This window comes from Cobetia amphilecti (assembly GCF_032923285.1).
In the GTDB taxonomy this organism is placed as follows: Bacteria; Pseudomonadota; Gammaproteobacteria; order Pseudomonadales; family Halomonadaceae; genus Cobetia; species Cobetia amphilecti.
In genome coordinates, this window is sequence record NZ_CP136695.1 from 3,413,624 (window position 1) to 3,428,424 (window position 14,801).

Here is a 14,801-nt window from a genome sequence, read left to right on the forward strand (position 1 = left end):
CGGCTGGCGCCCATCCCGCGCGCCAGCGGGCTCACATCAGGTTGCGGTCGGTCAGGAAGCTGACCACGGACTCGTAGACCTTGCCGGTCAGCTCATTCTTCTCAGCCCACACCTTCCACTCCTGCTGCGCGATGCGACGGAACTTGGCGCGTTCTTCCGGCGCCATGTCGATCACCTCGATATCCGGATTGGCACGCGCCGCGCTCACCGCCTTGATGTCACGCGCCTTGAGGGTGAAGACCATGTCGTAGGCCATCGCATCGGTGGCGCTCTCCATGATCGCCTTGAGATCCGCCGGCAGGCCGTCCCAGATGCCCTTGTTCATCGACACCGCCACCATCGGCAAGGAGTGGAAGCCCGGGTAGGACGGGTACTTGGCGAAGCTGTGCAGGCCCTGGTCATCATTGGTGGCGAAGACGGTGTAATCCGCCGCGTCGATCACGCCCTTCTCCAGGCCGGTGTAGACCTCAGAGCCCGGCAGGTTGACGGGCGCCGCGCCGGCCTTCTGGAAGATGTTGTAGACCATGCCTTCCGGGGCACGCACCTTGAGGCCCTTGAGGTCATCGACGGTACGCACCGGCTTCTTGGAGACGAAGGACTCAAGCCCGGTGGCGCCCGCGCCGATCAAGTGCACGCCGTAGGGCTCGACCAGCTCGTTGTAGAGCTCCTCACCGCCGCCGTGCTGCATGTACTCGAGATATTCCAGCGGGTCACCCCAGGCACCCACCAGATTGCCCAGCATGCCGAAGGCCGGATTCTGGCCCGAGAAGTAGGATGGATCGGTCAGGTGGCCCTGCAGGATGCCGGCGCTGACGGCGTCCAGCGTCTGGTTGGCCTGCACCACGGCATTGACCGGCAGGATCTCGATGGCGATGCGGCCATCCGACATGGTCTTGATGCTGTCGGCCCAGGCCTTCTTGACCTCGAACTGCGGCTCCCCGGCCGTCTCGGAGGTCTGGAAGGTCCATTCGTACTCGGCGGCCCAGCTCGGTGTGGCGATCAGCGTGGCGGCCACGGCGGTGGACAGGGCCAGCGCCTTGAGCGTGACACGGGCGGGAGCGGCAGTGGTGAGCGGCGAGGTAGTGGTGAGCGACGAGATAGTGGAACGCGGCATGGTGAAACTCCTGGCTTGTTGTTATGACGTTCTAGGGTCGGTGGAAGACGTGCTGGCACTCCCCGGCGTGGCGAAACGCCGCGAGGTGCCGTTCACTCGCTTGATAGCGGTGCAGACAGGCTGGGCAGCTGGCCGAAGCGGCGCAGCAGCTCCAGCGGTTCCTGGGCGCGCCCGGCGGGATGGCTGCCTTCAGAGGCCGCAGGCATGGCAAGCCCGAGGTCCTGACCGGTGCGGTCCAGCACATGCAGGGTCGCGGCGTGGGCGGCATCGGGCTGGCGCAGACGAATCGCCTCCATCACCGCGCGGTGGCGGCCGAGGCTGTCACCCAGCTCCGAGGCATTGTGATTGGAAGTCGCCACCAGCAGGCTGATCGACGGCTTGAGCACATGGCCAAGCTGCGCCCAGATGACGTTGTGGGTCGCGGCGAAGATGGCGTCGTGGAAGGCGATATCGGCGCGGTCGAACTCCTCCATGGCGCTGCCGCCATGCACCGCTGCGGCCATGCCGTCGTAGGCCTGCTCGATGGCGGACAGGTCCTGGGCGGTGGCCTCGGTGGCCGCCAGGGCGGCGACGAAGGGTTCGATGGAGATGCGGAAAGCGTAGATGTCCCGTGCCAGCTGCGGATGCGGCATCGCGTAGCGCGTCATCCAGCCGGTGACGCGCGGATCGAGCAGATGCCACTCGCTGAGCGGATTGACGCGGGTGCCCTGGCCGGTGGTGCGGGTGAGAATCCCGGCATTGACCAGGCTCTGGATCGCGGTGCGCACGGTGGCGCGGCTCTGGGCGTGCTGATCGCACAGGTCCAGCTCACGAGGAATCAGGCTGCCCGGCGGGTAGCGATTCTCGAAGATGGCCTGTGCCAGCCATTCGGCGACATCGACACGCGCGGTCGCGGTGTCGCCAGCTGAGGCAGACGTTCCAGAAGAAGCATTGGCGCGCGGGCTGTCGCCAGCGGCACTCGTGGGAGGCGTGGTCATGATCGAACGTTCCTTGATGGCGTGGCGCGTCATTTGTTGCTCGCGCACATCCTTCATGGGATGCATCGCGGCGCGCTCTTGTCCGTCAAGGAATAGCCCATGTCAGACATGCCAACAAGACACCCTAGACCAAGGGTGAGACCCGACTTTGGTCACACCTTTACGCAACTCCCTGTTGCGAAAGGGCTATTCAGGCACTGGCAATTTCCCCGTGTGCTGGCATCAGGCCGTGAATCGCACGCGGCCGATCGACACCGTACGCTCGGCACCGCTGTCCGCCACCACCGTTCTCAGCGCTTCCTCGCCTGCCGGGCCGAAGCTTGCCGACAGCTCGATCTGGCTGACGCCCTGGGCGACCAGCTCACTGACCAGCCGCTCGGCGGCTCTCAGCGTCCCCAGCGTGGCGACGGAAATGCGGACCTCGCCGCTGCCCTGACTGCTCAGTGAGGTATTGCCGCTGTTCTCGACCAGGATCAGAAAGGCATGGTGCTGCATGACGGCCATGAGAGCCTCCTTGCACGAAGATGAGCAGAGTGTGTCCGGCATCGAGAATAGCGTAGCGCGTCCGCTCCCAGGCACAGGCTGATCTTTCTGAGCGCTGGTTGACCACTCTCCCACCCCGCTGTGCATCACGCCACTCGGCCTCGGCTGGCCGTGGTGCGGGCACAAAAAAACGCCTGCCGCTTGCGCGACAGGCGTTTCTTGTCTGGTGCATGACAGCGTTACGCCACTGTCAGCACTGCTGCGGTGAGGGCCAGCCGAGCTGGCACCTCGTCACGCCTCAGGCGTAGACCGGCAGACGTGCACAGACGGCGGAGACCTTGGCCTGCACCTCGGCTTCGGCAGCGGCGGAATCGCCAGCGACCATCGCATCGAGGATATCGCAGATCCAGCCGGCCAGTTCCAGACACTCCTGCTCCTGGAAGCCACGCGTGGTGACGGCCGGGGTACCGATGCGCAGACCGGAGGTGACGAACGGCGACTGCGGGTCACCCGGTACGGCGTTCTTGTTGACGGTGATGTGGGCACGGCCCAGCGCAGCGTCAGCGTCCTTGCCGGTCAGGCCCTGCTTGACCAGAGACAGCAGGAACAGGTGGTCTTCGGTGCCGCCGGAGACGACTTCGAAGCCGCGCTCCAGGAACACGGACGCCATCGCCTTGGCGTTCTTGACCACTTGCTTCTGGTAAGTGGTGAAGGCCGGGTCCATCGCTTCCTTGAAGCAGACCGCCTTGGCCGCGATGACGTGCATCAGCGGGCCGCCCTGGCCACCCGGGAAGACAGCGGAGTTCAGCTTCTTCTCGATGTCGGCATTGCCTTCGGCGGACAGGATCAGGCCGCCACGCGGACCGCGCAGGGTCTTGTGCGTGGTGGTGGTGACGACGTGGGCGTGGGGCAGCGGGCTCGGGTAGACGCCAGCGGCGACCAGACCGGCCACGTGGGCCATGTCGACCAGCAGGTAGGCACCCACTTCGTCGGCGATCTTGCGGAACTCGGCCCAGTCGATGATCTGGGAGTAGGCGGAGAAGCCGGCGATGATCATCTTCGGCTTGTGCTCACGCGCCAGACGCGCGACTTCGGCGTAGTCGATCAGGCCGTTCTCGCCCAGACCGTACTGCACGGCGTTGTAGTGCTTGCCGGAGAAGTTCGGACGTGCACCGTGAGTCAGGTGGCCACCCGCGTCCAGGCTCATGCCCAGAATGGTGTCACCCGGCGAGACCAGCGCCTGGAAGACGGCACTGTTGGCCTGGGAACCGGCGTGCGGCTGAACGTTGGCGTAGGTAGCACCGAACAGTTCGCAGGCACGATCGATGGCCAGCTGCTCGACCTTGTCGACGAACTCGCAACCGCCGTAGTAACGCTTGCCCGGGTAGCCTTCCGCGTACTTGTTGGTCAGCTGGGAGCCTTGCGCCTGGATGACGCGGGGGCTGGCGTAGTTCTCGGAGGCGATCAGCTCGATGTGAGCTTCCTGGCGAACGACTTCGTCGTCCATGGCGCTCAGGAGCGCATCATCAAAACCGGCAATCTGCATGTCACGGGTGAACATCGGGTGTCCTCGCCTGAAGGGTGATGACGACAGCGAATTCCGGCGCGGCCGGCTCGCCATCTGGGGGTAAGATCAGGACCAGCATGATACCTCAGCCAGCGGTCCGATTCACATGAATCAGCATCATTGTTAACGCAAGACGGCCCCATGACCGAGACAACGATCATGAGGCCGCAGGTTGACGTCGTCAGGCGTCATCATCCAGCGCTGCGATGACGAGGCCTGATGGCGCTCACTGCAGGGCGCGCAGCCCCGCCATCGGCGGCTGACGCCTCACTTCTCTCGACAGCCAGAAGCCCAGCCCGCCGATCAGCACGCCACCCGCCAGCGGCAGCAGCACCCACAGCCACGGATGCAGCACCACCGGCAGCCCCAGCCAGCCGGAATAGAGTCCGACCGCCGCGCCTTCGGCGAGCATCGCCGCCAGCAGCCCACTGAGCAGACCCAGCAGCACGAACTCAGCGGCCTGCAGGCGTGCCAGCAGGCCCTGACCGGCGCCGAACACCTTGTACAGCGCGCCTTCGTGCTCACGTGCCGGACGACTGGCTACCAGCGCCGCGTAGAGCACGCTGGCCCCCGCCAGCAGCACCAGCCCCAGAATCAGCTCCACCGCACGCGACACCTGGGCGATCAGCTCCTGCACGCGGGTCAGGATGGCGTCGATATTGATCAACGATACGCTGGGGTAGTCGCGCACCAGCGGCGCCAGCTTGCGCTCGTCCTCGAGATGAAACGCCGTCATGTAGCTGTGGGCGAAGCCCTCGAGCGCGCCGGGCGGGAAGATGACGTAGAAGTTGGGCAGGAAGCTGTCCCAGTCGACATGGCGCAGATTGACCACTTGCGCCTTGACGGTCTCGCTGCCGATGGTGAACGACAGGCTGTCACCGATGACCAGCCCCATGCGCTCGGCTAGCTCCTCCTCCATCGACACCGGCACGCCCTGCGCGGCGGCGAGGCGGCTGCGCGCCTCGCTGTCTGCATCGGCGAAGTCACTGATCGGCGCCCACTCACCCGCCGACAGGCGGTTGTGGCCCGGCAGATCACGATGCCAGGTCAGGTTCAGCTCACGCTGCGGGACGCCCTGCTGCTCGCCGTCTCCCTCGTCGCTGCGTCCTTCCTGCATGCCGCCTGCCGCCGGCTGATCCGACTGGGCTGTCTGCAGGCGCTGCTGAGTGCGTCCCAGCAGGGATTCGCCCTTGAGCGCCGTGATGCGTCCACGCACCATCGGGTAGAGCTCGCTCTGGCTGTCGCCGGCCTGCTCATCCACCATCGCGGTCAGCTGCTCGCCGAAGGCCTGCTGCTCTCCGGGCTGGATATTGATCGCGAAGTGATTGGGCGCATTGGTCGGAATCTGCGCCTGCCAGCGGGTGATCAGGTCACCGCGTACCAGCGCGATCAACGCCATCGCCGCGAAGGTCACGGCAAAGGCGACCAGCTGACCGAGGCTGGCACCGCGCCGCCTGGCCAGCATGCCGCCGGCGAGGCGAATCGGCCGGCTCCAGCCGCCCTGACCGCGCATGCGTGCCACCACCTTGAGCATCAGCGACAGCAGCAGTTGCCCCACCACCATCAGCAGGCCCAGCGCGATGATGCCACCGACCAGCAGGCCGGCCGCCAGCATGAGGTCACCCGAGTAGAGCCACATCAGGGCGCCGAACACCAGACTGGCGATCGCCACCACCACCCACGCCGAGGCAGGCAGCGGGGCCAGTTCACGCCGCAGCACCTTGAGCGCGCTGACCTGACGCAGACGCAGCAGCATCGGGCCGGCGAAGCCGACCAGCACCGCCAGCGCCGTCAGGATTCCCAACGCCAGCGGCAGCGGCCCCGGTGCGGGCAACTCCAGCGGCAGGAAGCGCTCCAGCAGCGCCACCAGTCCCATCTGCCCCAGCAGGCCCAGCACCGCACCCCCGGTACTCGCCAGCAGGGCCAGCCAGCCAAGCTGGGCCGCGAACAGCCGTGACAACTGACGCTGAGAGGCACCGAAGCAGCGCCACAGCGCGGCGCTATCCAGATGACGCTCCACATAGCGGCGCGTCGACATCGCCACCGCGACTCCGGCCAGCAGCACCGCCACCAGCCCGGCCAGACTCAGGTACTTGTCGGCACGCTCCAGTGAGCGCCCCAGACGCGGGCGGTCTTCGCGCACGTCCTTGAGCCGCACCTCGGCGTTGTCGGCACTCGCCAGCAGCGGCGCGATGGCATCACGTGCCTGCTGCACCGCCGCCGGATCGCCCGCCGCCAGCAGGCGATATTCCATCCGCGAGCCGGGCTGGATCAGACCGGTGGCGTCGAGGTCTTGCATGTTGAACATCAGGCGCGGACTGAACTCGGAAAAGCCGCCCTGCTGATCAGGCTCACGCGTGATCAGGCCACTGATGGTGAGCTGCTTGCGCCCGACCGTCAGGGTATCGCCGACCTCGGCCGACAGCGCCATGGCCAGGCGCGGCACGATCCACGCCTCACCCGGCGGCGGAATCTCCGCGCGCGAGCTGGTGTCTGGCGCCTGCGCCTCCTCTCCCGTGGCATCCGACTCCAGCTCCACCCCGCCGGCGAGCGGATAGCCCGGCGACACCGCCTTGAGACTCGAGAGCACGAAGCTGTCGCCGTGCGAGGCCATCGAGACCATGCCCAGCTGCGGCGACATCTCAAGCCCCGCTGCGCGGAAGGCTTCGGCGAAGCGCGGGTCGAGCGGGTTGCTGGACTCCAGCACCAGGTCTCCGCCGAGCAGCTGGCTCGCCTGGCGATTGAGTCCACGGTCCAGACGGTCAAGAAAGAAGCCGATCATGGTGGTCGCGGCGACCGCCAGCATCAGCGCCAGAAAGAGGGCGCGCACATCACTGGCGCGCAGGTCGCGCAGCAGGCCGCGCAGCGCCAGCGGCAGGCGCGCCGCACGCGGGCGCTGCGTATTGGCGGAAGATGTCGCCGCGCGGTCAGACACCCGGGACTCAGACATCGTCGCCTCCTTGTGGCGTCGCCACGGCCGGCGCACTCGCCTCATCCTTCCACTCCACCAGCTTGCCGGCCTCGAGATTCAGGCAGCGATCACAGCGCCTGGCCAGCGTCAGATCATGGGTGACCAGAATCAGCGTGGTGCCCCGCTCGCGGTTGAGGGTGAACAGCAGCTCCGCGATGCGCTCGCCGGTGGCGGTATCCAGATTGCCGGTCGGCTCATCGGCGAACACCAGCCCCGGCCCTGCGACGAAGGCGCGCGCGATGGCCACGCGCTGCTGCTCGCCGCCGGACAGATGACGCGGCAGGTGGTCGAGTCGCTCCGCCAGCCCGACCCGCGCCAGCCAGTCACGCGCCTGCGCCTCGATATCGCCCTGCGGGGCCAGCTCCAGCGGCATCAGCACGTTCTCCAGCGCCGTCAGCGTCGGCAGCAGCTGGAAGTTCTGGAACACGAAGCCGACCTGTCCCGCGCGCAGCGCCGCACGGCCATCCTCGTCAAGACCCGCAAGCGAGCTTCCGAACAGGCGAATATCGCCCTCGCTCGGGCTGTCCAGCCCCGCCAGCAGGCCCAGCAGCGTCGACTTGCCGGAACCACTGGCCCCGATGATGGCGACGCTCTCCCCGGCCTGCACGGCAAGCTCCAGATCCTCGAGGATGGTCAGGCGCCCTTCGCCACTGGTCACCCGCTGCGCCAGCCCGCTCACTTCCAGCACCGGCGCAGGCGTTGCGCTGGCCTGCGCGTCTGACGAGGTTTGATCCGACGCAGGGGTCACGTCGTTAATGGAGGCGTTATGTGACATCGTGTCTGCTCGCTTATGGTAGAGAACGGGGTGGGCACGAACTCCAGACCCCGAAACGGGTATGAATAGTGTGCAGATGATGGAGATGATGAATGCAGAAATGGCTAGTGAATCGCCGTGACACCCAGTGCCTGGCGAGCGGTGGCAAAGCCCCCGGCACGCCGGGACTCAAGCGGCTGCGCAATGCCCTCGCCAGTACGGCACTGAGCATCGTGGCCGTGCTGACGCCCCAGGTGACGCTGGCCGATGCGCCGGCCCCGTGGCTGGTGGTCGGTGACTCCATCTCGGCCGGCTACGGCATCGACAGCAGCCAGGGCTGGGTCGCGCTGCTCGACGAGCGCCTCGAGGACAGCCTGGGCAGCGATGCGCCTGAGGTCATCAATGCCAGCATCAGCGGCGACACGACCGAAGGCGGCCTCAACCGTCTGCCGGCCCTGCTCGAGCGACACGACCCTTCACTGGTGATGATCGAACTGGGCGGCAACGACGGCCTGCGTGGCCTGCCACCCGCCCGCATGCAGGCCAATCTGGCCAGCATGATCGAGGCCGTGGAGGACGCCGATGCCCAGCCCGTGCTGCTCGGCATCGAGATTCCGCCCAATTACGGCCCGTCCTACACCGATGCCTTCCGTCAGGTCTACCGGGACCTGGCCGACGAATATTCCGTGCCGCTGGTGCCCTTCATCCTCGAAGGCATCGCCACGGCCCCGGCCAGCGAGAAGCTGATGCAGCAGGACCGCATTCACCCCACCGCCAAGGCGCAACCGCAGCTGCTCGACACCATCTGGCCGACACTCGCGCCGCTGGCGCAACACGCGACGTCAGCGGAGTGATCAATATCAGGCGCGGCGCATGTCACGACAGCTTGCATGCGCCTACCTTGCCGCGAGATGACAATCCGCGCCTGCCTGATCAGTGCCTGTCAGGCAGGCCATCTGGGCCATGAGGCCTTGCAGCGCCGACGTCATCAGCCCGAGTCGTCGGCCGTCGGGGCCAGGCCCCATCCTCACAGGGAGTACTGCCATGAGTAAATCCAACAACAGGAAGGCGGATGCCGGCAAGGCGCATTCGAAGGCCAAGGATGCCAAGAGCAAGGACGCCAAGGGCAAGGCCAGCAAGAAGCACGCCACTGGCGATGCCCCGCGCATGACGCTAGGGCCGGTCTCCAGTGACGCCTACCCCTACGACGAGCGCCTCAAGCGCAAGGTCTATGAGGCCGAGAAGCGCGCGCTGCAGATCGAGCTGCTCAAGGTGCAGCATTGGCTGCGCGACAGTGGCGGACGCCTGGCCATCGTGTTCGAGGGGCGTGACGCCGCCGGCAAGGGCGGCACCATCAAACGCTTCATGGAGTATCTCAATCCGCGTTTCGCGCGCATCGTCGCCCTCGACAAGCCCAACGAGACGGAAAAGGGTCAGTGGTATTTCCAGCGCTATGTCTCGCGCTTCCCCACCAGTGGCGAAATCGTGCTGTTCGATCGCAGCTGGTACAACCGCGCGGGGGTCGAGGCGGTGATGGGCTTCGCCACGCAGGAGGAAGTCGAACGCTTTCTGGTGCAGGTGCCCCAGCAGGAGCGCCTGTGGGTCGAGGATGGCCTGCACCTGGTCAAGCTGTACTTCTCGGTATCCCGAGAGGAGCAATCGATCCGCTTCGCCAAGCGCGCCACCGACCCGCTGACCCACTGGAAGCTGTCACCGATGGACGCCGTGGCGCAGAAGAAATGGGATGAGTACACCGATGCCGCCGAGGCGATGTTCGCGCGTACGCACAGCGATCATGCGCCCTGGACGCTGATCCGCTCCGACGACAAGCGCCGGGCCCGTATCGGCGCGCTGCGCCATGTGCTCAGTCAGCTCGACTACCCCGGCAAGGACAAGAAGATGATCGGCACCCCGGACCCGCTGATCGTGGTGGATGCCGATCGCCTCATCCTGCCCGACGACTGACGATCGAGTGGCGGGCGGTGCGCTGACGGCGCGGCTCGCTCAGGTCGATTGTGACAGCTCCGCCGGCGCCTTCTGCAGCTGCTGCAGGCCGAGTCCGGCCAGAATCAGCACCAGCCCCGCCAGCGTCGAGGTCAGGATCGGCTCGCCGACGATGAAGTGCAGAAGCGTCAAGGAGATGGGCGGCGACAGGAAGATCAGGTTGGAGACCTTGGCGGTGCGCGACACCTTGTGCACCGCCAGCTGCCAGAGCACGAAGGCGATACCCATCTCGCACAGGCCGACATAGATGCCCGCCGTCAGCGCCTGGGGATTGGCGCTTGCGCCGATGAAGTTGCCAAAGCCCGGCCCGAAGGCCACCAGCAGCGTCAGCACCGGCAAGGCGATGCTGAAGTTCTGCCACTGGGCGACCAGCGGAGCACGAGGGTCGCGCGCATTGAGCAACCAGTAGAGCGCCCACAGCAGGGTCGAGCTCAGCGCCAGCCCGACGCCCAGCGGGTCGGCGAAGGCGACATTGAATATCTCGCCTCGCGTGGCGATGGTCCACACACCGGCGTAGGCGATCAGCCCCGCCGCGACGTCGATGCGCGTCAGGCGCTGCGCGAGAATCGGCACAGCGAGAAAGGCCATCGCCAGCGCCCAGGTGTAATTGAGCGCCATCGCCTCCTGGCCCGGCAGCCGCGCGTAGGCGCCGAACAGCACCAGATAGTAGCCGACCGGATTCATCAGCCCGGCCCAGAGTGCCGTACGCCAGCCACCCCGCCAGCCAGTGGTGAGCGCTTCACGCAGCTTGCCCTGACGCCACATCAGCACGCCGATCAACAGCCACGACACCAGTGCCGCCAGCCATACCAGCTCCAGCGGCGACATCTGCTCAAGCGCCAGCTTGAAGGCGGTCGCCACCGTCGACCACAGGGCCACGGCGCCCAGACCGTAGAGCATGGCTTCCCTATCCTGACTCATGGCATCCTTCCTCGCATTTCGGGTATCGCCTTCCTGGCGATGAGTGTCATGGCGATGGCAGCGACAATGCCCACGGCCTGACATTCGAGCATCGCGTGCCCTGCCCGCTGCTGCAAGCCGCGCCACCAAAAAGGAATTTCGTGAATGACTGATGCCACCGATCCGCAAGCCGCGCCGACACCTGCGCCCCCCGCGGGAGATGCCCCGACCACGGCACTGGTCAGCGCCTATCGCCTGGATGGCAAGGGCGGCGCCAGCCTGCTCGATGACGACAGCCTGCGTGAGCAATGGCAGGACCCAGAAGCGCTGATCTGGATGCACCTCGATTACACCCGCGGCGACGTCAATGACTACCTGGACGACCTTGCCCAGCTGGATGAGCCGAGCATCGAGGCCCTGACCGAGCTGGACACCCGCCCGCGCGTGGCGCGCTTCGGCGGCGGCATGGTCACCACGCTGCGCGGCATCAACCTCAATCCCGGCGCCGCGCCGGAGGACCTGCTGTCACTGCGCCTGTGGATGAGCCCGACCCGCCTGATCACCCTGCGCCGCCGGCCGTTCCAGTCGATCACGCAGGTGCGTGAGCAACTGGAGGCCGGCCAGGGCGCGGAAAGCATCTCCTGGCTGCTGGCGATGCTCAGCGATGCGCTGGTCGATCGCGTGGCGGAGCTCAGCCATCGCCTTGATGAGCAGCTCGCCATCATCGAGGAAGACCAGCTCAATGATGTCGAGATCGACCCCGATGACATTACCCGCCTGCGGCGCCCTCTGATCACCCTGCGACGCTTCATGGGGCCGCAGCGCGACTGTCTGGCACAACTCTCCCAGGGGCCGTTGTGGATCGATGAACAGGCGCGTCTGGACCTGCGCGAGATCGCCAACCAGCTGTCGCGCTACGTGGAGGATTTCCAGGCCATGCAGGAACGCGCGCTGATCATCCATGAGCAGCGCATGAGCGAGCACAACGAGCAGCTCAACCAGCGCATGTATCTGCTGTCGGTCATCACCGCCGTCTTCCTGCCGCTGGGCTTTCTCACCGGCCTGCTGGGGGTCAACGTCGGTGGCATACCGGGCAGCGACAGCCAGTGGGGCTTCGCTGCCTTCGTCGGCATCACGCTGGGCGTGGTGGCGATGCAGATGTGGCTGCTCAAGCGCAAGAAATGGTGGTGAGCGCGCCCATGGCGTAGCGGAGCTGCTTGCAAGCGCTGATTACGAACCCTGCTCACGACTGGCGCGGTCGATATGGCCCAGATCGCGCTCAGGGTCGAGCACATCACGCACGCGCTGCTTGAGGTCACGACTGTCGGGGAAGCCGCCGTCGCGCTTGCGCTCCCACAGTACCAGCCACTCCGAATCAGGAGTGGCCTGGCACAGCACCTCGAAATGGCCGCCGTGACTCGGCGCCAAGGCCACCTCACCGAGGTCTTCTCCGAAGGTGGACAGCAGTTCCTGTGCATACCAGGCCGCTCGCAACAGCCAGTTGCAGCCAGTGCAGTAGTGAATCCGGACTTTCAGCGTGGATGCCTGATCCATGGTGGTGCCTACTCCAATCAATGATGTAATGATCACTTCACTGCACTGTCGCGCAATGGTCAACACCAAAAACCTACACACAAACTGTACATAAACTATACTCGGCGCAGTCATTCCTTCAGTTGACGTCGCACTGCGATCGATCCTTCTTCAACCGGCGACACGGGCGTGATCTGTATCACGACTTCCCGTACACGACGCCGATAGCGGAGCCCTGGCCACATGTCACCCCTGTCTTCCTCTACCGAGGCCTCCTCACCGTCAGACGCTCAAGACCGCGAGACTGAGCGGGAGTCTGCAGACAAAGCCCACGAGAGGCCGTCGGGCAGCGGTCAGAGTCGCTTCTTCGAGCGCATGACCGGCGATGAAGATTCGCGCATGTGCAAGGACATCTCCGAGGATGCCTGTCACCAGCAACCCGGCAATTTCTGGCGTCATCTGATGGCCTCGCTGGGCACCAAACTGGCCGACAAGATGGCCAGTGCGCGGCTGGTGCTGCCGTGGCTATTGGGGTTGATCGGGGCGCCGGTGTGGATGGTGGGGCTACTGGTGCCGATTCGCGAGGCCGGCGCCCTGCTGCCTCAGCTGCTGGTGGCAGGCTTCATTCGTCCACTGCCACAACGCAAGTGGGTATGGGTCGCCGGGGCCTCCATCCAGGCGCTGATGGCACTGGGGCTGGTGATGATCAGCCTGCTTGCCGAGGGCAACTTCGCCACGCGTCATGGACTCGATGGCACCCTCGCGGGCAGTCTGGTTCTGATCCTGTTGATCCTGCTGTCGCTCGGGCGCGGGGTGGCCTCCATCGCCACCAAGGACGTGCTGGGCAAGACCATCGCCAAGAAGCGCCGTGGGCGCCTGATGGGCTGGAGTGGCAGTGTGGCGGGGGCGATGACCCTGCTGGCTGGCGTCGCCTTGATGCTGCTGGGCGAGCAGCCCGGTCAGCAGGTGCTGGCGATACTGATGGCCATCGCGGCGCTGGGCTGGACACTCAATGCCCTGTGCGCCGCCATGATCCGCGAGGACAGTGGCGCCACCAGCGGCGGCGCCAATGCCTGGGAGACAGTGCGTGACGGGGTCATCCAGCTCAAGCATGACGCCGCCTTCCGCAACTTCAATCTGGCGCGCGCCCTGCTGCTCTCAAGCGCGCTGGCACTGCCCTATATCGCCTTGCTCGGCCAGCAGCAGAGCGGTGAGAGCCTGGGCGGACTGGGCGTGCTGGTGGTGGTGTCAGGACTGGCCGGCATGCTGGCCAGTCCCATCTGGGGCAGGCTGGCCGACACTTCCAGTCGCCGCGTGATGCGCAATGCAGGGGCCGGCGCTGCCGTCTGCTGCGCCCTGGCCGGCAGCATGACCTGGTGGCCGCAGGCGCTGGCCGACAACATCTGGAGCTACGCGCTGGTCTACGGGCTGCTGGTGATCGCCCACGCCGGTATCCGCCTGGGGCGCAAGACCTACGTGGTCGATCTCGCCACCTCTGACAATCGCGCCCTCTACGTCGCGCTCTCCAACACCCTGACCGGCGTGCTGATGCTGGTACTGGGGCTATTGATCGGCGGGCTCGCCCAGTGGCTGGGCAGTGAATGGTTGCTGATGATTCTGGCGGTCGTCGCGGCCTGTGCCGCGCTCTGCGCACAGCGCCTGCCGGAGGTGGAGGACGACTGAACATGCCGGGGCGGGCGTGACGGCTCCCCTGTTACCCCTTTTACCCTTTTACCCCTGTCCCCCTCATTTATCTGATCGACTCTCACGCTGACAGGGCCTGACAACGATGTCGGGCCTGTCACATTAGCGGCTGCGATTGCATAAGCCGCGTCTCCCCGCCATAGTGAAACCGATCATGGTGCTGGAATGTCCGGGCACACGGACAGGCACCCTATACCCGTACTCTCGGGCTCGGTCTTCATGGCCGGGTTCTTAAGCCGCAAGGATCAGAGTCAGATGAAAAGACCCCACATGATCAGCCCCGAGCTGCTCGAGAGAGTCGTGAATGCCTCGGACGATGGCATCGTGGTGGCGGAACAGGAAGGCGATGAGAACATCCTGATCTACGTGAATCAGGGCTTCGAGCGCCTCACCGGTTACAGCGCCGACGAGATTCTCTACCGCGATTGCCGCTTCCTGCAGAATGATGACCGCGATCAGCCGCAGCTGGACAACATCCGCGCCGCGCTGCGCGACAAGCGCCCGTGCCGCGAGATACTGCGCAACTATCGCAAGGATGGCAGCCTGTTCTGGAATGAACTCTCCATGACACCGGTCTTCGATGAGCATGACAATCTGCAGTATTTCGTTGGTGTCCAGAAGGATGTCACCGGCCTGATGACCGCCAAGGAAGAGCTGGAACGCCTGCGTGCGGAGCACCCCAGCGAGTCCAACTGAGCGCCGGACGCTCAAGGCCGCTGAGTGAAGAACGGTCACTGAAGAGCAGTCACTGAAGATCAGGTGCCGCATGGCACCATCAACGCCCACCCCACCGG

The 14,801-nt window shown here is 65.7% G+C and carries 13 protein-coding genes; 5 read left to right on the forward strand and 8 right to left on the reverse strand.

Annotated features, from left to right (window positions below; genetic code table 11):
- Nucleotides 1-31: 31 nt before the first annotated feature.
- The 6 genes from R1T44_RS14555 to R1T44_RS14580 all read right to left on the reverse strand — a co-directional run bounded on the left by R1T44_RS14555 (nt 32) and on the right by R1T44_RS14580 (nt 7,887).
- A complete protein-coding gene (locus R1T44_RS14555; RefSeq protein ID WP_216061349.1) occupies nt 32-1,114 on the reverse strand; it encodes a TRAP transporter substrate-binding protein in 1,083 nt (360 codons plus the stop codon).
- 92 nt (nt 1,115-1,206) lie between these two features.
- On the reverse strand, nt 1,207-2,091 hold the full coding sequence (locus tag R1T44_RS14560; RefSeq protein ID WP_284726608.1) for a FadR/GntR family transcriptional regulator: 885 nt from the start codon (nt 2,089-2,091) through the stop codon (nt 1,207-1,209).
- Between the two features lie 222 nt (nt 2,092-2,313).
- Nucleotides 2,314-2,595: a hypothetical protein gene (locus R1T44_RS14565; RefSeq protein WP_284726609.1), complete on the reverse strand. Its 282-nt coding sequence runs from the start codon at nt 2,593-2,595 to the stop codon at nt 2,314-2,316.
- Nucleotides 2,596-2,872: 277 nt separating this feature from the next.
- Nucleotides 2,873-4,135 (reverse strand): serine hydroxymethyltransferase, encoded by a 1,263-nt coding sequence (gene glyA / locus R1T44_RS14570; RefSeq protein WP_054555546.1) that lies wholly within the window; start codon nt 4,133-4,135, stop codon nt 2,873-2,875.
- Nucleotides 4,136-4,367: 232 nt separating this feature from the next.
- Complete coding sequence (locus R1T44_RS14575) at nt 4,368-7,091, reverse strand: ABC transporter permease (RefSeq protein ID WP_284726610.1); 2,724 nt, start codon at nt 7,089-7,091, stop codon at nt 4,368-4,370.
- Complete coding sequence (locus R1T44_RS14580) at nt 7,084-7,887, reverse strand: ABC transporter ATP-binding protein (RefSeq protein ID WP_284726611.1); 804 nt, start codon at nt 7,885-7,887, stop codon at nt 7,084-7,086. The genes R1T44_RS14575 and R1T44_RS14580 overlap by 8 nt, the downstream gene beginning before the upstream one ends.
- A 92-nt stretch (nt 7,888-7,979) precedes the next feature.
- Between R1T44_RS14580 and R1T44_RS14585 the strand changes: the two genes are divergently transcribed.
- Both R1T44_RS14585 and ppk2 read left to right on the forward strand, forming a co-directional pair.
- On the forward strand, nt 7,980-8,720 hold the full coding sequence (locus R1T44_RS14585) for an arylesterase (protein ID WP_284726612.1): 741 nt from the start codon (nt 7,980-7,982) through the stop codon (nt 8,718-8,720).
- A gap of 190 nt (nt 8,721-8,910) precedes the next feature.
- Complete coding sequence (gene ppk2 / locus R1T44_RS14590; protein ID WP_284726613.1) at nt 8,911-9,831, forward strand: polyphosphate kinase 2; 921 nt, start codon at nt 8,911-8,913, stop codon at nt 9,829-9,831.
- 39 nt (nt 9,832-9,870) lie between these two features.
- Here the strand turns inward: ppk2 and R1T44_RS14595 are convergent, their stop codons facing one another.
- Nucleotides 9,871-10,791: a DMT family transporter gene (locus R1T44_RS14595; RefSeq protein WP_284726614.1), complete on the reverse strand. Its 921-nt coding sequence runs from the start codon at nt 10,789-10,791 to the stop codon at nt 9,871-9,873.
- 144 nt (nt 10,792-10,935) lie between these two features.
- On the opposite strand from R1T44_RS14595, the gene R1T44_RS14600 reads away from it, so the two are divergent.
- Complete coding sequence (locus tag R1T44_RS14600) at nt 10,936-11,961, forward strand: zinc transporter ZntB (RefSeq protein WP_054555550.1); 1,026 nt, start codon at nt 10,936-10,938, stop codon at nt 11,959-11,961.
- A gap of 39 nt (nt 11,962-12,000) precedes the next feature.
- Here R1T44_RS14600 and R1T44_RS14605 read toward each other — a convergent pair whose 3' ends face one another.
- Complete coding sequence (locus tag R1T44_RS14605) at nt 12,001-12,324, reverse strand: SelT/SelW/SelH family protein (RefSeq protein ID WP_054555551.1); 324 nt, start codon at nt 12,322-12,324, stop codon at nt 12,001-12,003.
- Between the two features lie 354 nt (nt 12,325-12,678).
- Between R1T44_RS14605 and R1T44_RS14610 the strand changes: the two genes are divergently transcribed.
- Together R1T44_RS14610 and R1T44_RS14615 are read left to right on the forward strand one after the other, a co-directional pair.
- Complete coding sequence (locus R1T44_RS14610; RefSeq protein ID WP_317292954.1) at nt 12,679-13,986, forward strand: MFS transporter; 1,308 nt, start codon at nt 12,679-12,681, stop codon at nt 13,984-13,986.
- A gap of 276 nt (nt 13,987-14,262) precedes the next feature.
- Complete coding sequence (locus R1T44_RS14615; RefSeq protein WP_043331389.1) at nt 14,263-14,703, forward strand: PAS sensor domain-containing protein; 441 nt, start codon at nt 14,263-14,265, stop codon at nt 14,701-14,703.
- Nucleotides 14,704-14,801 lie beyond the last annotated feature (98 nt).